Source organism: Rhodopseudomonas palustris, assembly GCF_034479375.1.
In the GTDB taxonomy this organism is placed as follows: Bacteria; Pseudomonadota; Alphaproteobacteria; order Rhizobiales; family Xanthobacteraceae; genus Rhodopseudomonas; species Rhodopseudomonas palustris_M.
Window position 1 is genome coordinate 2,325,572 of sequence record NZ_CP140155.1, and the last position, 17,083, is coordinate 2,342,654.

General features: G+C 66.3%; 12 protein-coding genes. 5 read left to right on the top strand and 7 right to left on the bottom strand.

Annotated elements, in window-relative coordinates:
• The first annotated feature begins 160 nt into the window (after positions 1-160).
• The gene (locus SR870_RS10515; RefSeq protein ID WP_322517907.1) at positions 161-1,675 is read left to right on the top strand and encodes a phytoene desaturase family protein; all 1,515 of its coding nucleotides are present in this window, start codon (positions 161-163) and stop codon (positions 1,673-1,675) included.
• Here the strand turns inward: SR870_RS10515 and SR870_RS10520 are convergent.
• Complete coding sequence (locus tag SR870_RS10520) at positions 1,672-2,082, bottom strand: META domain-containing protein (protein WP_322517908.1); 411 nt, start codon at positions 2,080-2,082, stop codon at positions 1,672-1,674. The genes SR870_RS10515 and SR870_RS10520 overlap by 4 nt on opposite strands.
• A 265-nt stretch (positions 2,083-2,347) precedes the next feature.
• On the opposite strand from SR870_RS10520, the gene SR870_RS10525 reads away from it, so the two are divergent.
• Positions 2,348-4,099 carry an ABC transporter ATP-binding protein/permease gene (locus tag SR870_RS10525; protein ID WP_322517909.1) on the top strand — a complete coding sequence of 584 codons (1,752 nt, stop codon included), beginning with the start codon at positions 2,348-2,350 and terminating at the stop codon, positions 4,097-4,099.
• Between the two features lie 982 nt (positions 4,100-5,081).
• On the opposite strand, the gene SR870_RS10530 is transcribed toward SR870_RS10525, so the two are convergent.
• On the bottom strand, positions 5,082-6,356 hold the full coding sequence (locus SR870_RS10530; protein WP_322517910.1) for an acyl-CoA dehydrogenase family protein: 1,275 nt from the start codon (positions 6,354-6,356) through the stop codon (positions 5,082-5,084).
• Positions 6,357-6,482: 126 nt separating this feature from the next.
• Between SR870_RS10530 and SR870_RS10535 the strand changes: the two genes are divergently transcribed.
• On the top strand, positions 6,483-7,262 hold the full coding sequence (locus tag SR870_RS10535) for an enoyl-CoA hydratase-related protein (protein ID WP_322517911.1): 780 nt from the start codon (positions 6,483-6,485) through the stop codon (positions 7,260-7,262).
• A gap of 403 nt (positions 7,263-7,665) precedes the next feature.
• Here SR870_RS10535 and SR870_RS10540 read toward each other — a convergent pair whose 3' ends face one another.
• Genes SR870_RS10540 through SR870_RS10550 form a run of 3 tightly spaced genes read right to left on the bottom strand, consistent with a single transcriptional unit; the run spans position 7,666 to position 9,895 of the window.
• Complete coding sequence (locus tag SR870_RS10540) at positions 7,666-8,073, bottom strand: DUF6285 domain-containing protein (RefSeq protein ID WP_322517912.1); 408 nt, start codon at positions 8,071-8,073, stop codon at positions 7,666-7,668.
• Positions 8,074-8,091: 18 nt separating this feature from the next.
• Positions 8,092-9,087 (bottom strand): phosphotransferase family protein, encoded by a 996-nt coding sequence (locus SR870_RS10545; RefSeq protein WP_322517913.1) that lies wholly within the window; start codon positions 9,085-9,087, stop codon positions 8,092-8,094.
• Positions 9,088-9,094: 7 nt separating this feature from the next.
• The gene (locus tag SR870_RS10550) at positions 9,095-9,895 is read right to left on the bottom strand and encodes an enoyl-CoA hydratase/isomerase (RefSeq protein ID WP_322517914.1); all 801 of its coding nucleotides are present in this window, start codon (positions 9,893-9,895) and stop codon (positions 9,095-9,097) included.
• 164 nt (positions 9,896-10,059) lie between these two features.
• Here SR870_RS10550 and SR870_RS10555 point away from each other — a divergent pair, with 164 nt between their 5' ends.
• Both SR870_RS10555 and SR870_RS10560 read left to right on the top strand, forming a co-directional pair.
• A complete protein-coding gene (locus SR870_RS10555) occupies positions 10,060-10,839 on the top strand; it encodes an SDR family oxidoreductase (protein ID WP_322517915.1) in 780 nt (259 codons plus the stop codon).
• 35 nt (positions 10,840-10,874) lie between these two features.
• Positions 10,875-12,386, top strand: a complete 1,512-nt coding sequence (locus tag SR870_RS10560) for an acetyl-CoA acetyltransferase (RefSeq protein WP_322517916.1) — start codon at positions 10,875-10,877, stop codon at positions 12,384-12,386.
• Positions 12,387-12,566: 180 nt separating this feature from the next.
• Here SR870_RS10560 and SR870_RS10565 read toward each other — a convergent pair whose 3' ends face one another.
• Positions 12,567-13,766, bottom strand: a complete 1,200-nt coding sequence (locus tag SR870_RS10565; RefSeq protein WP_322517917.1) for an efflux RND transporter periplasmic adaptor subunit — start codon at positions 13,764-13,766, stop codon at positions 12,567-12,569.
• A complete protein-coding gene (locus SR870_RS10570; RefSeq protein ID WP_322517918.1) occupies positions 13,756-16,950 on the bottom strand; it encodes an efflux RND transporter permease subunit in 3,195 nt (1,064 codons plus the stop codon). The genes SR870_RS10565 and SR870_RS10570 overlap by 11 nt, the downstream gene beginning before the upstream one ends.
• Positions 16,951-17,083 lie beyond the last annotated feature (133 nt).

Here is a 17,083-nt window from a genome sequence, read left to right on the forward strand (position 1 = left end):
CTCACCCGACCGGCTTCGCTGCGCGATGCCGGTCGACCTCTCCCCGCAGAAGGGCGGGGAGAGGTAAAACCCGTCCGTGACTGCCCGCGGAGCAGCGATTTGACATGCCGCTGCATTGCGGCAAAGAAGCGCTTCCGTTCTGCGCAGGAATATCGATTGAATGACGCGCTTTGACGTAGTGGTGGTCGGCGCCGGCCTCGGCGGCCTGACCGCGGGCGCAATCCTCGCCCGCGAAGGCCGCAAGGTGCTGGTGCTGGAGCGCGGCAATTCGGTCGGCGGCGCGGCGTCGAGCTACAAGGTCGGCGATCTGTTCGTCGAGGGCTCGCTGCATATCACCGGCGATCCGCAGCATCCGCGCGACCCCAAGCACGCGGCGCTGGGCCGCGCCGGGGCGCGCGACGCGGTGCAGTTTGTCCCGGCGGGCGCGCTGTACGAGATCCGCGGCGGCCCGCTCGCGCAGCCCTTCGTGCTGCCGGACGATTTCGCCGGCGCCCGCATGGCGCTGCTGGCGCGGTTTCCCGGCGCCCGCAGCGGCATCGAACAATTCCTCGGCGAGATGGAGCAACTGGCTGCGGCCGCCGGCGACGGCGGCCTCGACGCGGTGTTCGCGCTGGCGCCGGAGTTTCCCGACTGGTCGTCGTCGCTGGCCGACAAGCTGCAGGCGCTGTTCGGCGACGACGAAGCGCTGAAATGCGCGATCGCCGGCAACCTCTCCTACTTCCACGACGACCCCGCCAGGCTGTGGTGGGTTCCGTTCGCGATGATGCAGGGCGGCTTTCTCCTGACCGGCGCCCGCTACGTCCAGGGCGGCTCGCAGCGGCTGTCGAGCGCCCTCGCCCGCGCGATACGCAAAGGCGGCGGCGACGTGATGCTGCGCCGCGCCGTCAGCGGCATCGAGATGGGTGAGCCCGGCGCGATCCATCGCGTCGCCCACACCGCGCGCGACGGCAGCGATCCGCAATCGGTCGAAGCCCTCACCGTGATCGGCAACGCCGCGCCGGGCGCGCTGGCGGCGCTGATGCCCGATGCGCAAGACCGGCGACTGACCGAGAGCTATGCCGGCCGCACGCTGTCGCTGTCGCTGTTCGCGCTGACGCTCGGCCTATCGCAGCCGCCGCGCGAGTTCGGCGTCACCAGCTACTCGACGCAGGTGCTGCCGGACTGGATGAACAACCTCGCGGACTACGCCGACGGCAAGGCGCTGATGGCCGGCGAGCCCGCCGAGCGGATGCCGCCGCTGGCGATCGCCGACTACGCCGCGATCGATTCCGGCGTGCCGTCGCCGCCTTATGTGCTGTCGGTGGTCGGGCCGGATCAGATCACCAACTGGAGCGGCCTCGATCAGGACGACTACCGCGCCAAGCGCGGCCGCTGGCAGCAGGCGATCGTCGCTCATCTCGACCGCATCTATCCCGGCATCGCCGGCGCGGTGACCGCTTCCTCGTTCAACGTCGCCCTGTCGGTGCAGCAATATCTCAACGTGCCGCAAGGCTCGGTCTACGGCTTCGCGCCGCTGCCGCCGGACGACGGCGGCGCGCCGTATCGTTCGCCGCGCACGGTGCTGCCGGGGCTGTATCTGGCCTCGGCCTATGCCGGGCTCGGCGGCTACAGCGGCGTCGTGCAGTCCGCGGCGGCCTGCGCCGACATCATCCTGCGCGACGGCCCGACGAGTTAGTTGCTGTTGAGCCGGAACCGCAGCGTCTCGCCGCCCGAGAACGTCACGTAGTCGCCCTGCCGGCTCCAGCCGGTGGCCGCCGTCAGCGCCGCGATTAGCGCATCGTCGGCCTGAGCGCGATCCGGCGGGCAATTGCGATCCTCCAGCGCGCCGGGCACGAAGATCACGCTGGCGCCGGCGACCGAGAACTGGCCGCTGCCGCCCTTGCACCACAGTTCGAGCCGGACCTCGCCCTTGTCGCCGATTTCGAGATTCGGAATCCGTTTCGAGCCCGGCTTCGGCGGGGCTTCCAGCGTCATTTCCAGACCGAACGGAAATTCGCCGTCCGGCTGAGCCTTTGCGGGGCCCGAGAGCGCGACGACGAGAGCCGCCGCCAGCGCGGCGCCTGTCAGCAGAGAAGAACGCATCTTTCCTCGTCTGTTGTTCGAGATCATGGCGCTGTCTATCGCGGATGCGGCCCGCTTGACCAGTGATCGCCCGCATCGGCGACAGCGCGCGATCAGGTGAACCCGGGCCCGCGGATGCTCACAAACGCGCGAAACAGGCCGGACCCGGTTCCGCGCCGCGGCCGTCATGCTAGGGTGCGACAAGTGGGCGCGCGCCGTAGGTCGTACACCTGCAATCTTGTCGAACGGCCCTCGGGCGAGGGCCTCGCACCCGGAGAACTCATCCGTGACCAGCATTCGTTCCACCCTGGCGACCGTGTGGCGCATCGCGGTGCCGTATTTCAAATCCGAGGACCGGCGGATGGGCCGCATCCTGCTGGCGACGGTGGTCGTCATCGAACTCGCCGTGGTCGGCCTCGCGGTGCTGTTCAATCGCTGGAACAACGTCTTCTACAACGCGCTGCAGGAGCGCGACTTCAACGTCTTCGCCTATCAGCTCGGCTATTTCTGCGTGCTCGCGGCGATCTTCATCGCACTCAAGGTCTATCAGCTCTATCTCAACCAGTGGCTGCAGATCCGCTGGCGGCGCTGGATGACCGAGCGCTATCTCGGCGAATGGCTGCACGATTCCAACCACTACCAGATGCAGTTGCAGGGCGACGCCGCCGACAACCCGGATCAGCGCATCGCCGAAGACACCCAGATGTTCGTCGAGCGCACGCTGCTGCTGGGCATCGGCCTGCTGAATTCGGTGGTGACGCTGTTCTCGTTCGTCATCATCCTGTGGGGGCTGTCGAACGATGCGCCGCTCCACGTGTTCGGGCGTGACATCCCGATCCCGGGCTATCTGGTGTGGGGCGCGCTGATCTACGCGACCATCGGCACCGTGCTGACGCACTGGATCGGCTCGCCGCTGGCCGATCTGAATTTCCGCCAGCAGCGGTTCGAGGCCGACTTCCGCTTCAACCTGGTGCGGGCTCGCGAAAATTCCGAACAGATCGCCCTGCTACGTGGCGAGCCTGCGGAACGTGGCAAGCTGTCGTCGCGGTTCGGGCTGGTCGCCGACAACTTCATGCGGATCATGACGCGCACCAAGAAGCTCACGGCATTCACCGCGAGCTACTCGCAGGCCTCGATCATCTTTCCCTATATCCTGGTCGCCCCTGCCTATTTCGCCGGAAAGGTCCAGCTCGGCGGGCTGATGCAGACCGCCTCTGCCTTCAACAACGTGCAGGACTCGCTGTCGTTCTTCGTCACCGCCTATCGCACGCTGGCGGAATGGCAATCGGTGGTGGCGAGGCTCGATGGCTTCGAGGCCGCGATCCGGAACGCAACCGCGCAGCGCGCCAATCCCGGCATCAGCCGCGTGGTCACGCAAGCCGGCGATGCGATCGATCTCGACGACCTCGAACTGACTCTGCCCGCCGGGAAGCCGCTGATGCGCGCGGACGATTTCCGGATCAGCGGCAAGGAGCGCACCTTGATCGCCGGACCGTCGGGCGCCGGCAAGTCGACGCTGTTCCGCGCCATCGCGGGGATCTGGCCGTTCGGCTCCGGCGCGATCGCGATTCCCGCCGACGCCACCATCATGATGCTGCCGCAGCGGCCCTACTTCCCGGTCGGCGAGCTCCAGGCCGCGATCGTCTATCCCGCGGAGACCGAGGCGTTCACCGCCGCGCAGGTGGCCGACGTGGTGAAGCAGGTCGGGCTTCCGGCGCTGGCGGACCGGCTCGCCGAACACGGCCACTGGAACCGGACGCTGTCGCTCGGCGAGCAGCAGCGGCTCGGCGTCGCGCGCGCGCTGTTGCACGCGCCGCGCTACCTGTTCCTCGACGAAGCCACCGCCTCGCTCGACGAACCGTCGGAAGCCGCGCTGTATCGTCTGCTCGATCAGAAGCTGCCCGACACCACCATCGTCTCGATCGGCCACCGCTCGACGCTCAACGCCTTCCACGACCGCGACGCGATCCTGACCCGCTCCGGCGACAGCTTCACCTTGCAGGACAAGATGAAGGCGGCCGCGCCGGCGGCGAGCTGACGGGAAGTTCGGCGCGAACGCCCGCAGTCTCGACCCTCATGGAGAGGAGCATCGCGCAGCATCGCGAAGCCGGGTGTCGCGAACCACGAGGCGGATCCGACGAGCGGTCCGGAGGCAACGGGACGGAGCAGCATCCACTCCCCGTCATCGCCCGCGCAGGCGGGCGACCCAGTATCCCAGAGCCTCTGTGGGGGGCTATGCATTCGCCGCGCGCGCCCTGCGATACTGGATCACCCGCCTGCGCGGGTGATGACGATCTTGCCGGCGGCATCTCTTGACAACATTCCTAATATGATTATAGTCCGCATCGTCCTGTCCGTGAGGGGCGCTTCTCGAGGGCGCTTTTGAAGCGGGACAGATCGACGGGCCGGGCAACCGGTCCGGAACGATGGTTCGATCAAGCCGGCGCTGTGCCGGGGGATTCGGATTGACGCGGCGTCCTGCGCGTCGTGCCTCGCAAGCACGCGTCCGGGAGGCTTCGGGTACCCGTCCGGGCCTACTACGAGGCTCTGCGACTTGTTAGTTCGCTGCACGGGGGCAGGCGAAGGCGGCGTAATCCGCCGGACCGTGGGGTTTCATTACCCTTGCCTGTCAACGGAAGCACGGGCCTGACAGCCTAAAACCGCCGCAGGTGGGCGCGCCGACGAGGCGTTGCGCGATGACTTCGAAAGAAGCCATCGCGAACTCACCACCTTCGCGCCACGCGGCGCGCCCCCACCCCTCGCTGCGACAGCGACGGGTGCACAACTCGGGCTCGATGGAGCCGCGAGACCAATTTGCCGTGGCTGTTTGATAGTCGAATCGGGGATCGCGGAGAGGCAACGGGCTCGCTCCACCACCTGACGTCATCCGCGGGCTTGACCCGCGGATCCATCGCGCGCAGAGCGCGCTAATCGATGCATCTTGCGAAGAAGATGGATTGCCGGGTCGAGCCCGGCAATGACGTGTGTTGGACGGCAGATGAACACCGCCCAGATCGCCTTCACCTCTTGTTCGCCCCCATATAGCCGAACAGGAATCCCGCGACCTTGCGCATCTGGATTTCCTCGCTGCCTTCGGTGATGCGATAGCGGCGGTGGTGGCGGTAGATGTGCTCGAACTGTTTGTGGCGCGAATAGCCGATGCCGCCGTGAACCTGAATCGCGCGATCGGCGGCCTGGCCGCACAGCCGGTTCGCCCAGTAGTTGCACATCGACACCTTGTCGGACAGCGTGTGCTCGACCTGCGCCTGGGTCATCTGGTCCATCTCCCACGCGGTCTTGCGGATCAGCAGGCGAAGCATTTCGGCCTGGGTCGCGAGTTCGACCAGCGGAAACTGGATCGCCTGGTTGCGCGCCAGTTCCTCGCCGAACGGCTTGCGCTCCCGCGCGTATTTGACGCTTTCATTGATGCAGAACACCGCGGCGCCCAGCGAACTCGCCGCCTGGCGGATGCGGTTCTCGTGCACGAAGCACTGCGCCAACGACAGGCCGCGGCCGACCTCGCCGAACAACGCCTCCTCGGTGACGAACACGTCGGTGAAGCTCACCCGCGGATGGTCGGTCGGCATGTTGAAGGTCCACAGATATTCCTCGACCTTCACGCCCGGCGCATCGGCCGGCACCAGAAAGCAGGTGATGCCGCGCGCGTCGCCATCGTTGCCCGAGGTGCGGGCGAACAAAGCGCAATGCGTGGCGACGTGCATGCCGGTCGTCCACATCTTCTCGCCGTTGATCACCCAGCCCTTCTTGCCGTCGCGCGTCGCCTCGACCGCGCGCGTTTCCATATGCGTCGCGTCGGAACCGTGATCGGGTTCCGTCAGGCCGAAGGTGATGCGAAATTTGCCGGTGATCGAGCCGTCGATCATCGCCTTCTGATCGTCGCGGCCGTACAGGTCGAGCATCTTCACGATCGGAAAATTGCCGACGATCGAATGCTCGTTCTGCAAATCGTTGTGCAGGCCGAGGCCCTTGGCGGCGAAGTGCTCACGGATCACCGCCATCGACAGATTGGTGCCGTCCTGCCCGCCATAGCGCTTCGGGATCGCGAAGCGCAGATGCCCGGCATCGTCGGCGATGTTCTTCGCCTTGCGCAGCAGCTCTTCCCATTCGTGACGCGGCAGCCCGCCGCCCTCGAAATCGGTGCGCGCCCATTCGCGGCGATGATCGAAGAAACGGATGTTGTCGTCCGCCTGTTCCAGCGGCTTGATCTTGGCATCGATGAAGCGATCGAGCTCGGCGAGATAGGCGACCAGCTCCGGCGGCAGAGAAAAATCCAAGGCGTGCTCCCACGGTCTTCGCGTTGTTGTTGATCTTGTTAAGCGACCGATTAACATGCGCGCGTCTCGTCAAGTCAAGCGCGCATGCGACGCGCAAATTCTGCTCAACGAAAAAAGGAAACGCCGATGGCGCTGCAATTCTCCAATGTGACGCGCAAGGGCCCGATCACCATCGTCACGCTGTCGCGGCCGGAGGTCTACAACGCGCTGCACACCGATGCGCATTACGAACTCGAAGGCGTGTTCAACGACTTCTCGGCCGATCCCGAACAATGGGTGGCGATCGTCACCGGCGCCGGCGACAAGGCGTTCTGCGCCGGCAACGATCTGAAGTGGCAGGCGAGCGGCGGCAAGCGCGGCTGGGGCGAGACCGGCTTCGCCGGGCTGACGTCGCGGTTCGATTGCGACAAGCCGATCATCGCCGCGGTCAACGGCGTGGCGATGGGCGGCGGCTTCGAAATTGCGCTCGCCTGCGACTTGATCATCGCCGCGGAGAACGCCACCTTTGCCCTGCCCGAGCCGCGCGTCGGCCTCGCGGCGCTGGCCGGCGGCCTGCACCGCCTGCCCCGCCAGATCGGGCTGAAGCGCGCGATGGGCATGATCCTCACCGCCCGCCACGTCTCGGCGAGAGAGGGTCACGAGCTCGGCTTCGTCAACGAGGTGGTGCCCCCGGGGCAGGCCCTCGCCGCCGCCGAGCGCTGGGCCGAAACCATCTGCACCGTCTCCCCGATGTCGATCCGCGCCTCGAAACAGACGCTGTCGCGCGGGCTGGACGTCTCACTGCCGCAGGCGATCGCCGAGCAGCGCGACTATCCGGCCGTGAAAGCGATGGTCGCGTCGCAGGACTACGTCGAGGGTCCGAAGGCGTTCTCGGAAAAGCGCAAGCCGAACTGGCAGGGCAAGTAGTTCGTCAGCACGACCTCTTGGCCTCATTGCGAGCGAAGCGAAGCAATCCAGAAGCTCCGAGCCCGGCGCTGGATCGCTTCGTCGCGGAGCCTGTACTCGGACGGCGCAAAGCGCCGATCCTGGTGCTCCTCGCAATGACGGCAAACCAACGTCGGTCATTCCGGGGCGCGAGCGCAGCTCGCGAACCCGGAATCCAGAGGTGATGAACTCTTCGAGATTCCGGGTTCGCGCTACGCGCGCCCCGGAATGACAACTGAGAAATTCCTCGGATGAACACTGCTGAATCGTCATCCTGAGGTGCGAGCGCAGCGAGCCTCGAAGGATGCGGCGACGAGTCGCTGACGTCGATTGCGGCCCATCCTCCGAGACGCGCAGCTTCGCGCAACTCGCGAAGCAGGGCTCCTCAGGATGACGGAGTGTTTGTTGGAAGGCCTTGTTCACCGCCTTCCAGCTCGCGCCGATAGCTCGCGTAGTTGGGCTGATCGACCGCGAGCTTGGCGAGCGTGGTACGCCACAGATGGTCCTTGACGCCCGGCGTCGACAGGTCGACCGCGCCGGACGCGATGCGATCGGCGAGTTCGGCGTTGAGGTTGAACAGCGAGCCGTCGTGGCCGAGCAGCGCCTTCAGGCTGGCGTGTTCTGCGGCGTCGCTTTCGCCGGTCAGCGCCAATTGCCGCGTCACCAGATCGAGCGCGTTGATGCCGACGCGCAGCTTGAACGCGGCGTGGCCGGAAATCTGCGGCGCGATCTGGTCGCGCAGGAAGTCGGCGACCGCCTTGATCAGTTCGTCGGGCCTCGGTTCGTCCTGCATCGCTGCCTCGTTGAATGATTAGCCGCGCGGCGCCAGCAGCCGCAGCAGATCGATTTCCGTCTCCGACGAGCGGCGGCCGATCATCGCGCGCTCCATCGAGTGATCGGGTCCTTGCCTGAACCGCTGCATCATGCCGCAGCACATGATGCCCCAGCGCAGCGTGCCCATCACTTCCCAGAATTTCACGCGTGCTTGATCGACGTGCCCGCCCGCGGCTTCGTAGCCGGCGAACATCTCCTCGCGCGAGCCGAGCCCGCCGACCGGTCTGTCGATCTCGCCGAACCGCCACGAATTGACGCAGACCCAGCCGAGATCCTCCATCGGATCGCCGAGATGCGCGAGCTCCCAATCCAGCACGGCGCGGACGCCGTCGGGGCCGATGATCAGATTGCCGTGGCGGAAATCGCCGTGCACCAGCGAAATCTGCTTGGAGACGCCGGGGTCGTGATCGGCGAGCCAGCGCAGCGCCAGTTCGAACACCGGCCGCGGCCAATCGTAGGCTCGATAGTCGTCGCGCAGCAGCCCGATCTCCTGCGTCGAACTGATCGTCCGCAAGCTCGGCAGCGCGGCGCTGTCGATGCCGTGCAGGCCGGCGAGGATGGCGCCGATCTGCCGCGCCAGTTTTGGACGTGCGGCGGCGAATAGTTCATCGCGCAGGATCTTGCGCGGGATGGTTTCGCCATCCACCTTCTGCATCAAAAAACCGTCGCCCAGCCCGTCGCGCTCGGTGAGCACGTGCAGGACGCGCGGCGACGGCACCCCGGCGTCATAAGCGAGCCGCATCAGCTCGGCCTCCGCGTCGAGGCCGGCGGCGCGACCCGACACGCTGCCATAACCCGGCGGCGAGCGGCGCAGGATCGCCGCGACGTCGCCGTCCGGCCGTTCGATCACGAACGACCATGTTTCCTGACTGGCGCCGCCGGAGAGCTGCGCGACGTCGCGGACGCCGGTCGCGCCGGCGCACCACGATCGCACGCTGCGCGCCAGCGCCTCGACAAAAGCCGTTGCGGCCATCGCGCGCTTATTTGCCCTGGAACTTCGCGGGGCGCTTTTCGAGAAACGCGCCGACGCCTTCCTTGAAGTCGTCGGTCGAGCCTGCGATGCGCTGGGATTCGAATTCGAGGTTGAGCTGCTCCTCGAACGAATTCTCCGGCGAATCCCAATACAGCTTGCGGATCAGCGACAGCGCGATGGTCGGGCCGTTGGCGAGTTCCTGCGCGAGCTTCATGGTCTCGGCCCACAGCTCGGCATCGTCGTAGACGCGATTGACGAGGCCCCATTCCAGCGCCTTCTCGGCCGGCAGCTTCTCGCCGAGCAGCGACAATTCGACCGAGCGCGCTTTGCCGATCACGCGCGGCAGCAGCCAGGTCGAGCCGCAATCCGGCACCAGACCGATGCGGCGGAACGCCTGCAGGAAGTAGGACGACTTCGCGCAGAGGATCATGTCGCCCATCAGCGCGAAGCTCATGCCGGCGCCTGCGGCCGGACCGTTGACCGAGGTGACGATCGGGCAATGCAGCTTGCGCAGACGGCGCAGGAACGGATGGAAGGCGGTTTCGAGCGCGGCGCCGGCGCCTTTGCCGCTTTGACTCATGTTGTTGCTCGAGCTGCGCCCCTGCAGATTGGCACCGGTACAGAACGCGCGGCCCGCGCCGGTGATGACCAGGCAACGCACTTCGGCGCGCTTGTCCTCGATCGCGTCGAGCGCCTCGCCGAGGCCGCCGAGCATGTCGATTGAAACCGCGTTCATCACCTCCTGATGATCGAGCTTCAGGATCGCGACGGGGCCATCGAAATCGAGCGTGACGTGTTTGAACTGCATCTGTTTCCTCGCGCTTGCTCCGCGTTATTCCGCGGTGTGGAAGGCTCTCGGACCTGGAGCCATATTTGATTTTTGCGGCGCGCTTGTCCATGGTCGGGCGACGATAACAGCGCGCAGCCGTGATGAACGGTTTAGCGCGCGACAAACAAAAATGGAAACGCTGTATGAGCATTTTCGATCTGAGCGGACGCGTTGCGGTCATCACCGGTGGCAATGGCGGCATCGGGCTCGGCATGGCGCAGGCGCTCGCCGCCGCCGGCTGCAACGTCTCGATCTGGGGCCGCAATCCCGAGAAGAACAAGGCGGCGTTGGAGAGCCTCGCCGGCGCGCGCGGCAAGGCGGAAGCGCGGGTCTGTGACGTCACCGATCCGGCGTCGGTCAAGGCCGCGATGGAGGCGACGCTGCAATCCTTCGGCCGGGTCGACGGCTGCTTCGCCAATGCCGGCATCGGCGGCGGCGGACGACAGCCGTTCATCGAACGCACCGAAGAGCAATGGCGCACGATGTTCGCGACCAATCTCGACGGCGTCTTCCATGCCTTCCAGGCCGCCGCGCGGCACATGACCGAACGCGCCGCCAACGGCGATCCGTTCGGCCGGCTTGTCGCCACCTCGAGCCTCGCCTCGATCTTCGGCACCGCGCGCAACGAGCACTACGCCGCGACCAAGGCGGCGATCAACGCGCTGGTGCGCGCGCTCGCGGTCGAGTTGGCGCGCAACGGCATCACCGCCAACGCGATCCTGCCGGGCTGGATCAAGAGCGACATGACCGCGGGCATCATGGGCAACGACAAATTCGTCGCCAATGTGATGCCGCGCATTCCGGTGCGCCGGTTCGGCGAGCCGGAGGATTTCGGCGGCATCGCGGTGTATCTGATGAGCAAGGCGTCGTCCTATCACACCGCCGACACCTTCGTGATCGACGGCGGCTACACCGCGTTCTGACGATCGCGCCCCTCCACCAACAAAAAGAACAAGAGATGGCCAGCGAACTCACGCCCGAGCGCATTCCCGTCATCGTCGGCATCGGCGAAATCGCCGACCATCCGAACGACCTCGCGCAAGGGCTGGAGCCGCTGGCGCTGCTGGAAGCCGCGGTGCGGCGCGCCGGAGATGACAGCGCCACGAGCCTCCTGCGCGATATCAACTCGCTCGACGTCGTCAACTTCCTGAGCTGGCGCTATCACGCGCCGGAGCAGCAGCTCACCGCACGGCTCGGCGTGTCACCACGGCACTGCTATTACGGTCCGGTCGGCGGCGAGAGCCCGATCCGTTTCATCCACGAGGCGGCGCTGCGCATCGCGCGCGGCGAGGCCAATGTCGCGGTGGTGTGCGGCGCCGAGGCGCAATCGACCGCGACCAAGGCGGCGCGTGCCAAGCTCGAATTGCCGTGGACGCCGTTCGCCAGCGACGTTCCCGAGCCGAAGCGCGGCGCGGCGTTCCAGAAGCCGATCGCCACGCAGCTCGGCGTGGCGCGGCCGATCACCGTGTATCCTTTGTACGAGGCGGCGACCGCGGCGCATTGGGGCCAGACGCCACGGCAGGCGCTCGACGAGTCCGGAGTCTTGTGGTCGCGCTACGCCCAGGCCGCAGCAAGCAATCCCAGCGCCTGGATCAAGCGCGCCTTCGCACCAAGCGAGATCACCACGCCATCGCCCGATAATCGGCTGATCGCCTGGCCCTACACCAAGCTGATGGTCGCCAATCCCAGCGTCAATCTCGGCGCCGCGGTGCTGCTGACCTCGCTGGCGAAGGCGCGCGAGGCCGGCATCGCCGAGGAGAAACTGATCTACATTCACGGCGGCGCCTCGGCCGAGGAGCCGCGCGATTATCTCGCCCGTGATCAGTTCCACCAGAGCCACGCGCAGAACGCCGTGCTGGAGACGATCAAGGCGATGGTCGGCGGCGACGGCCGCGCCTTCGACGCGATCGAGCTTTACTCCTGCTTCCCGGTTGTGCCGAAAATGGCGCGGCGCACGCTCGGCCTCGGCGACGACGTGCAGCCGACGGTGACCGGCGGCCTGACCTTCTTCGGCGCGCCACTCAACACCTACATGACCCACGCCGCCTGCGCGATGGTGCGCAAGCTGCGCGGCGGCGCCAGGCTCGGCCTGCTGTACGGGCAAGGCGGATTCGTCACCAAGCATCACGCGCTGGTGGTGTCGCGAACGCCTCCGGAAGAAGCGCTTAGCGAGAACGTCAGCGTGCAGGCGAACGCCGATGCGGCTTACGGCGACGTGCCGGCGTTCGTGACGGAAGCCTCGGGCGACGGCACGGTCGAGAGCTTCACCGTGATCTACACCAGCAAGGGCGACGTCGAACACGGCGTCGTCATGCTGCGCACGTCGAACGGCGCGCGCACGCTGGCACGGGTGCCGGCGCAGGATCAGGCGACTCTGGCGGCGCTGACGAACATGGACCGCAGCCCGGTCGGCGCGCGTGGCGCTATCTCGACGGCGGCCGATGGCGTGCCGGAGTGGCGTGCGGTTTGACGTGGGCCCTCATGGTGAGGAGCCCGGTGTAGCGCAGCGAAGCCGGGCGTCTCGAACCATGAGCTGCACGCGCTCGTGTACATCCTTCGAGACGCCCGGCTTCGCGCTGCGGGCTTCGACGGGCTCCTCAGGATGAGGTCAGTCGTGTGGCGACGCTCGATCGCAGTTGGTCTTCCGCAGCTACCCCTTCACGTCCTGCTTCTCCGACGCCGTCGGTTTTCCTTTGCCGGCATCGCCGCCGACGACGCGGACTTTTTCGCCGTCGGCGATGCCGTCCGGCGGGGCGACGATGATGCGGTCGTCGGGCGACAGCCCCGAGGCGAGTTCGATTTCGCGGCCGAGATCGCGCGCGATCTTCACGGTCTTGAGCTGCACGCGGTCGTCCGGTCCGACGACCGCGACGCGCAGCCCGCTGCGATTGAACATCAGCGCGCTGGCCGGGATGTGCAGCGGCACGCCGTCGCGCACCAGGCTGAGCTTCACATTGGCGTATCCGCCCGGCATCAGTTCGCCTTTGGCGTTGTCGAGCGCGAGCTGCATCCGCGTGGTGCCGGAGGATACATCGACCGCCTGCGACGAGGCCTCGACCGTCGCCGGGAAGCTGCGGTTCGGATATTCCGGCAGCGTGATCACCGCCTTGGCGCCGATCTTGATCATCGGCACATAGGTCTGCGGCACGTTGACGTAGACGCGTAGCTTCGCAATGTCCGACACCACGAACATCGCGGGACCAGCGCTCGAGCCGGCGCTGATCAGCGCGCCGACATCGGTGTTGCGCTCGGTGACGACGCCGTCGAACGGCGCGGTGATCTTCTTGTAGCCGGCCAGCGCTTCCAGCCGTTCGACATTGGCCTGGCCGGAATTCACAGCGGCCTTCTTGTTGGCGAGATCCGCGGTGCGCTCGTCGATCTCCTGCGCCGAGACGAAGTTCGACGCCAGCAGTGTCTTGCGGCGGTTCAGCGTCGCCTCGGACAAACGCGCGCTGGCCTGCTGGCTGGCGAGATCGGCTCGCGCCTGCAGCAATTGCTGATCGAGGTCGGGCGCCTCGACTTCGGCGATCACCTGCCCGGCCTTGACCTTCGCGCCGATGTCCGCGTTCCAGCTCTTCACATAGCCGGAGACGCGGGCGTAGATCGGCGCGCGCGAATAGGCCTCGAGCCGGCCCGGCAGATCCAGCGTGTTGGTCAGCACCTTGCCGTCGGGCCGCGTCACCGCGACGCTGGAGATCGCCTGCTCATCGGTCCAGTTGCGCAGATCGGCGTCGCTCTTCTCGCGCGCATTGATGCCCGTGACCACGACGGCGACTGCGGCGCAGGCGAGCAGAATGCCGGCGATGCCGAGGCCGCGACGGGATTTTCGCGGCGGGGCGTCAGTGGACATGCGACATCTCCGGGGCAGGCTCAGCGTCTTGCGCCGGCTGCTTCTTGTGAACCATGCTGAACACCACCGGCACGAACATCAGTGTCGCGATGGTAGCAAAAATCAGGCCGCCGATCACGGCGCGGCCGAGCGGCGCGTTCTGCTCGCCGCCTTCTCCCAAGCCCAACGCCATCGGCGCCATGCCGATCACCATCGCCAGCGCCGTCATCAGCACCGGACGGAACCGGACGAAGCCGGATTCCAGCGCCGCCTGCACCGGATCGCCGAGCGCGGCGTAGCGCTCGCGCGCGAACGAGATCACCAGCACGCTGTTGGCGGTGGCGACGCCCATGCACATGATGGCGCCGGTCAGCGCCGGCACCGACAGCGTCGTGCCGGTCGCGAACAGCATCCAGACGATGCCGGCGAGCGCCGCCGGCAGCGCGGTGATGATCACGAACGGATCGGCCCAGGACTGGAAGTTGACCACGATCAACAGATAGATCAGCACGATCGCGCCGAGCAGGCCGAACAGCAGGCCCGAGAATGCGCTGTTCATGGTCTCGACCTGGCCGAGCAGAACTACCGACGAGCCCTTCGGCACCTCGGCCTTGGTCTCCTCGATCACCCTGCGGATATCGGCGGACACCGCGCCGAGATCGCGGCCCTGGGTGGTGGCGAAGATCTGCACCATCGACTGGATGTCGTATTGCGAGATCACCGCATTGCCGGCCGCGCGTCTGATATCGGCGAGGCCACCGAGGATCGGCGCGCTGGCGCCGGCGCTCCCGGTCGCCGAAATCGGGATCGTTTCCAGTTTGCCCAGCGAGTCGATCTGGTATTGCGGGGTCTGCATCACGATCGAGTACGACACGCCATTGTCGGGGTTGAGATAATAGGTCGGCGCCACCTGCGACGAGCCGGCGAGATTCACCACCAGGCTGTTGGTGACGTCGCGCGTCGTCAGCCCGACATATTGGGCGCGGGTGCGGTCGACATCGATATTGAACATCGGATTGTTCGGCGATTGCTGAATCCGCGCATCGGCGACGCCGGGAATCCGCTTGATCTTCGCCAGCAGCTTGCCGGCGTATTCGAAATTCGCCGGCAGGTTGGCGCCGCGCACCTGCAGGTCGATCGGCGCCGGCGCGCCGAAATTGAGGATCTGGCTGACGATGTCGGCGGGCAGGAACGCGAAGCTCATGCCGGGAAACTGCCTCGGCAATTGCTCACGCAGCGCACGGACGTAGGTTTCGGTCGGCTCGTGCTCGCCCTTCAGCTTGATCTGGATATCGCCGTCCTGGGTGCCGATCACGCCCGTATTGTTGTAGGTCAGATTGATGCCGGAGATCGGCATGCCGATGTTGTCGGTCATGGTTTCGATCTGATCCGGCGGGATGATTCTGCGGATCGCCTTCTGCACCTCGGCGAGCTGATTGGCGGTTTCCTCGACGCGGGTGCCGACCTGGGTGCGAACGTGCATCAGGATCTGCCCGGAATCCACCGACGGAAAGAAGTTGCGTCCGAGATACGGCACCAGCGCGAACGAGATCGCGACGACGCCGAGGAAGCCCGCGACGAACAGCCTGCGGTGCCCCATCGCCAGCGTCAGCAGATCACCGTAGCCGTGGCGGAACCGGGCGAACAGGCCTTCGAAACCCTGCTGGAAACGAACCAGCGGATTGCGCGAGCGCTGCTTGGCGTCGAGGCTGCCGTGATGCACGTGCGGCTTCAGCAGATACTTCGCCATCGTCGGCACCAGCGTGCGCGACAGGATGAACGACCAGATCATCGCGAACATCACCGCTTCGGCCATCGGCACGAACAGGAAGCGCGCCACGCCCTCGAGGAAGAACATCGGCACGAACACGATGCAGATGCACAGCAGCGAGACGAAGGCCGGCGTCACGATCTGCCGGGCGCCGTCCATGATCGACGTCTCGACCTCCTTGCCCTGCTCCAGATGCCAGTTGATGTTCTCGATCGTCACCGTGGCGTCATCGACCAGAATGCCGACCGCGAGCGCGAGGCCGCCGAGGGTCATGATGTTCAGCGTCTCGCCGATCGCCGACAGCATCACGATGGCGCCGAGCACCGACAGCGGAATCGACACCGCGATGATGATCGTCGAGCGCCAGCTGCCGAGGAACAGCAGGATCATCACGCTGGTCAGCAGCGCGGCGATCACGCCCTCGACCGCGACGCCTGTGATGGCGCCGCGCACGAACACCGACTGGTCGCCAATGAAGGCGATCTTCAGTTGTTCGGGCAACGCGTCCTTGACCTCGGCGACCTTGCGCTTGATGCCCGAAATGATGTCGAGCGTCGACACCGCTCCCGCCTTCAGCACCATCATCAGCACCGAACGGTTGCCGTCGACGTGGACGATGTTGGTCTGCGGCGGATTGCCGTCGCGCACCGAGGCGACGTCGCGCACATAGACCATCGCGCCGTTGACCGCCCTGATCGGCAGATTGCCGAGATCGGCCATTTGCTTCGGCGAGTTGTTAAGCTGGATGACGTATTCGAACTCGCCGATCTTCTGAGTGCCGACCGGGGTGATCAGGTTCTGCGCGGCCAGCGCGTTGGCGACGTCCTGCCCGGACAGGCCGCGGGCCTGCAGCGCGGCGGGGTCGAGGTCGATCTGGACCTGACGCTGCTTGCCGCCGAACGGCCACGGGATCGCCGCGCCCGGCACGGTGACGAGCGGCGTGCGGAGCTGATTGATGGCGAGGTCGGCGAGGTTCTGCTCGGTCAGCCCGTCGCCGGACAGCGCAAGCTGGATGATCGGCACCGTCGAGGCCGAGTAGTTCAGGATCAGAGGCGGCGTCGCGCCGGGCGGCATCTGCCTCAGCATCGTCTGCGAGATCGCCGTCACCTGGGCGTTGGCGGTGCGGATGTCGACGTTGGGCTGGAAGAAGATCTTGACGATACCGAAGCCGTTATACGAATTGGCGACGATGTGCTCGATGTCGTTGACCGTGGTGGTCAGCGCGCGCTGGAACGGCGTGGTCATGCGGCCGGCCATCTGGTCCGGCGGCAGGCCGGTGTATTGCCAGACCACGCCGATCACCGGGATGCGGATTTCGGGGAAGATGTCGGTGGGCGTGCGCAATGCGGCGAGCGGACCGATGATCAGCAGGAGCAGCGCGAGCACCACGAAGGTGTAGGGCCGGCTCAGTGCGATGCGGACCAGCGATATCATCCGTCAGGCCGTTCCCGATGCTGTCGTCGATGACGGCGACCCTGCCGCGATGTCTGATCTACCTGAACGCACCCGGGGTCGCCAAGCTGTTGCAACGCACAAGCTCCCTGCAGAGATCGAATAGCAGCGTATT

What these genes read in the sequence shown, in the direction of transcription:
- SR870_RS10515 (WP_322517907.1), top strand. Translation starts at nt 161, where the DNA reads ATGACGCGCTTTGACGTAGTGGTGGTCGGCGCCGGCCTCGGCGGCCTG.
- SR870_RS10520 (WP_322517908.1), bottom strand. Translation starts at nt 2,082, where the DNA reads ATGCGTTCTTCTCTGCTGACAGGCGCCGCGCTGGCGGCGGCTCTCGTC.
- SR870_RS10535 (WP_322517911.1), top strand. Translation starts at nt 6,483, where the DNA reads ATGGCGCTGCAATTCTCCAATGTGACGCGCAAGGGCCCGATCACCATC.
- SR870_RS10540 (WP_322517912.1), bottom strand. Translation starts at nt 8,073, where the DNA reads ATGCAGGACGAACCGAGGCCCGACGAACTGATCAAGGCGGTCGCCGAC.
- SR870_RS10545 (WP_322517913.1), bottom strand. Translation starts at nt 9,087, where the DNA reads ATGGCCGCAACGGCTTTTGTCGAGGCGCTGGCGCGCAGCGTGCGATCG.
- SR870_RS10550 (WP_322517914.1), bottom strand. Translation starts at nt 9,895, where the DNA reads ATGCAGTTCAAACACGTCACGCTCGATTTCGATGGCCCCGTCGCGATC.
- SR870_RS10555 (WP_322517915.1), top strand. Translation starts at nt 10,060, where the DNA reads ATGAGCATTTTCGATCTGAGCGGACGCGTTGCGGTCATCACCGGTGGC.
- SR870_RS10560 (WP_322517916.1), top strand. Translation starts at nt 10,875, where the DNA reads ATGGCCAGCGAACTCACGCCCGAGCGCATTCCCGTCATCGTCGGCATC.
- SR870_RS10565 (WP_322517917.1), bottom strand. Translation starts at nt 13,766, where the DNA reads ATGTCCACTGACGCCCCGCCGCGAAAATCCCGTCGCGGCCTCGGCATC.
- SR870_RS10570 (WP_322517918.1), bottom strand. Translation starts at nt 16,950, where the DNA reads ATGATATCGCTGGTCCGCATCGCACTGAGCCGGCCCTACACCTTCGTG.